Source organism: Bradyrhizobium sp. NAS80.1, from assembly GCF_001908205.1.
Taxonomy (GTDB): Bacteria; Pseudomonadota; Alphaproteobacteria; order Rhizobiales; family Xanthobacteraceae; genus Bradyrhizobium.
The window spans coordinates 1-3276 of the sequence record NZ_LGHL01000312.1 but is presented as its reverse complement, the minus strand read 5'-3'; the positions used below and the strand labels follow the sequence as shown (position 1 = coordinate 3276).

General features: G+C 58.2%; 2 protein-coding genes, 1 pseudogene and 2 riboswitches. Of the genes and pseudogenes, 1 reads left to right on the top strand and 2 read right to left on the bottom strand.

The window, feature by feature from the left end:
• Window positions 1-322 (top strand): hypothetical protein (locus tag AC629_RS47995; RefSeq protein WP_210419203.1); only part of this gene is annotated, 322 nt, incomplete at its 5' end.
• 711 nt (window positions 323-1033) lie between these two features.
• On the opposite strand, the pseudogene AC629_RS42295 reads toward AC629_RS47995, so the two are convergent.
• Window positions 1034-1403 (bottom strand): annotated as a pseudogene (locus AC629_RS42295) (transposase); the annotation flags it as partial.
• Between the two features lie 219 nt (window positions 1404-1622).
• A complete protein-coding gene (locus AC629_RS42290; protein ID WP_245332179.1) occupies window positions 1623-2966 on the bottom strand; it encodes an L-serine ammonia-lyase in 1344 nt (447 codons plus the stop codon).
• Between the two features lie 131 nt (window positions 2967-3097).
• Window positions 3098-3171: riboswitch (glycine riboswitch) on the bottom strand.
• A riboswitch (glycine riboswitch) is annotated at window positions 3172-3267 on the bottom strand.
• Between the last annotated feature and the right edge of the window lie 9 nt (window positions 3268-3276).

The window sequence follows — 3276 nt, the reverse complement described above, 5'->3', positions numbered from 1 at the left end:
AGTACGATCGTCCGCCCTCCGCTACCGCCGTCTCGAATCCGAAACCGCGCGGTTTCAGTCTCGACATAGCGGATGCCAGGCCGTGACGAGGATGCCCATTCGCTTGAACGCGCCGCCTGTATGGGAGACGCTGGATGCGTATCTAGAAAAACCGGATTCATCAGAGACACACTTCTCCTCGCTTTTCATAACGGCCTCGTCGCAGCCGCGCGCCAATCAGCTCAAAAGAGCTGCAATGGTGGCGCATCTTGTCATGACAGCGCACTACGTCACGTCTGATAGGGAAAATTACACCGACCTGTGTACTTTGCGCAAGTCTTGATGCACATTCGGCCTAACGGTGAACAGATCAGCTTACTCACATGCAATTTGTGTGAGGAGATGCCATATCGCAGCATTCGATGCGCTGCCCGCAAATCACAGCCAGCAGGCATATGTCCGGCCTTCGTTTCGCTTTCGACGGGCCGGTGCTTGGTCCCGGCCGCCGCGACACAATGATTGTGCTCGCGCGCTCGAGAAGTTCTAATTCTCCGTCTGCTGAATATGCACGCCGCCGAGCCGACCAAACGAACCCAAGACGAACACCTCAAATGCTCGCAATCTGAAGATCGATCGCAACAAGATCAACGTCGACGGAGGTTCGATCGCGCTTGGTTATCCGTTTATCATTCAAAGGCCGTTCAACGAGGCGCCGTTAGCTGCCGGCCCGATTGTCCTGTCCCCGGTCACCGCAGCGTGCTCTGGCGTAGAATGGCGCGCCATTCCGAATAAAAGCGCGAACTCTTATGTTATTGAAATCGCGTTGTAATTTGTAAAAGATTTTTGCTTCGGTGGCGCGAGTATGTCCGCTTCTGGCGGATTGTGTTGAACAAGCCGGCGAGCTGACTGTTGACATGCGCGCCGGATCCCTGCGCGTATGAGTGTGTCTCTGCTCAGGTGGGCATCGGAGCAGGCACCGGAATCAGCTTGGCCAGCTTTCGAAGGTTCTGAGCGGTGGCGGCGAGCAGGAATTCGTCGTGAGCACCGCATGGCCGTCGGTCCCCGCAGCGGAACGCTGCTTATTGGCGTCGGCAGCGACCAGGCTGGCATCGACGGCTAAAGCCGTTCCATCGATCAGCCCCTCCGCCATGCAGCGCCGCACCACCGTCTCAAACAGCTTGCGCAGGAGACCGCAATCGCGGAAGCGACCGTGTCCGTTCTTTGAGAAAGTCGAATGATCCGGCACCTCGCCATCGAGGCCGAGACGGCAAAACCAGCGACAAAGCGAGGTTCAAGTGAACCTCATCGCACAACCGGCGTTCCGATCGGATGCCGTAACAGTAGCCGACCAGCAGCATCCGGACGAGCAGCTCAGGATCAATCGATGGCCGTCCGGTCGAACTGTAGAATGGCGCCAAATCAGCGATGGCGCTCCGCTTCAACGGGAAGTTTTTCAACACAATCAGCGGAAAGCGGACATAGACGCCTAAGACGTATGGATCGGAAAGGCGTTGATTTGACCACGTGTGAAACTCTCGCAGGCTTTTATATTCTGACGTTTAGGCTGACGTTTTCTCCTAGCAAACGGAACCGCCTCAAGTGGATTTTGCGGTCAGCGCACTTAAAGCTCTTTGCGGCGGCGACTAGCAATCGGCAACGTTGACAGCTAATCCTCCCAAGCTTGTCTCCTTGTATTTGGTACGCATGTCACGACCGGTCTGCCTCATGGTCTCGATCACTTCGTCCAGCGAGACGCGATGGTTTCCATCGCCGCGTAGCGCTAGCATGGCCGCATTGATGGCCTTGATGGCTCCCATCGTATTGCGCTCGATGCACGGGATCTGCACGAGGCCGCCGATTGGATCGCAGGTCAAGCCGAGATTGTGCTCCATGCCGATCTCGGCGGCATTTTCGATTTGCGCATTGCTACCGCCAAGCACGGCCGTCAGACCGGCTGCGGCCATGGAGCAGGCGACACCGACTTCGCCCTGGCATCCCATTTCGGCGGCCGAGATCGAGGCGTTTTTCTTGTACAGCATGCCGATCGCCGATGCCGTCAGCAGGAACTGATGCGCCTTGGCCCTGGTCGCCTGGTTGCGAAAGAAAGTCTCGTAATATTTCAGCACCGCCGGAATGACCCCGGCTGCGCCGTTGGTCGGAGCGGTGACGACGCGGCCGCCTGCGGCATTCTCCTCATTGACGGCCAGTGCGTAGACGCTGACCCATTCCAGGGCCGAAAGCGGGCCTGCCGTTCCCGACATGTTGAGTTTCCGAAGCAGGTCGGGCGCGCGACGTTTGACGTTGAGATTGCCAGGCAGAATGCCTTCATTGACGCAGCCGCTGTCGATGCTTCGCATCATCGCGGTGCGTACGCTGTCCAGAAACATCTCTGTCTCATGCGGCTCATGTCGGGATGATTCGTTCGCCGCAACGATGTCGGCGATCGAGAGGCCTTCCGCATGACCTATCGCAAGAAGTTCGCTGGCCGTCGAAAAAGGGAAGCGCTCCCGACCGCTATTCTGCTGAGGGGTGTCGTCGATGGGAGCCTCGTCGTCCGAAACGATGGTGCCGCCCCCGATCGAATAATAGGTGCGGGTCAGCAGCGTGCGTGTTCCGCGGAAGGCCGTGAACCGCAACCCGTTCGAATGCCGCGGCAACACCTCGCGCGTGCGGAAGACGAGGTGATCTTCCGCAAAGGGAATGGTGTGGCCGCCTATCACCGAGAGTTCGGATCGGCTGCGGACCAGATTGACGATCGTATCGACGGATGCGGGATCGATGGTGTCCGGGAGCCAACCGCACAGTCCGAGAATGATGGCGCGGTCGGTGCAGTGTCCTTTGCCCGTCAGCGCGAGCGATCCGTAGACATCGATTCGAATGCCGGTGCAGTCATGGATGTCCGGTCCGATCGCATGGATGAAGGCGTGGGCTGCGCGCATCGGTCCGACCGTGTGCGAACTGGATGGACCGATCCCGATGACGAACATCTGCTCGACGCCGATGGCGCCGGAGACCTTCGGAAGGGGGCGGGCGTGTTCTGGAGAAGACTCTTCATGCAGAGTCGGTTCGTGAAGGAGTTTGATCGACATGAGGCGCTTTCGTTGTCGTTGAAACGATATGCGCCCCATCTGTCTTTGTGCCTGAGAACGTTATCCCGTCGGCGGACGCCGTAGCGTCTCTCTCCAGATTTCAAATGTTGTCACGGTCCTTTTGCCTGAGAGTTTCCGGGGCGGTTGCTCCTTCGGCGTCGGTCGCAAATGGCGATCCGAGCTCTTCCGTGACAATTGAGTTTGCAAT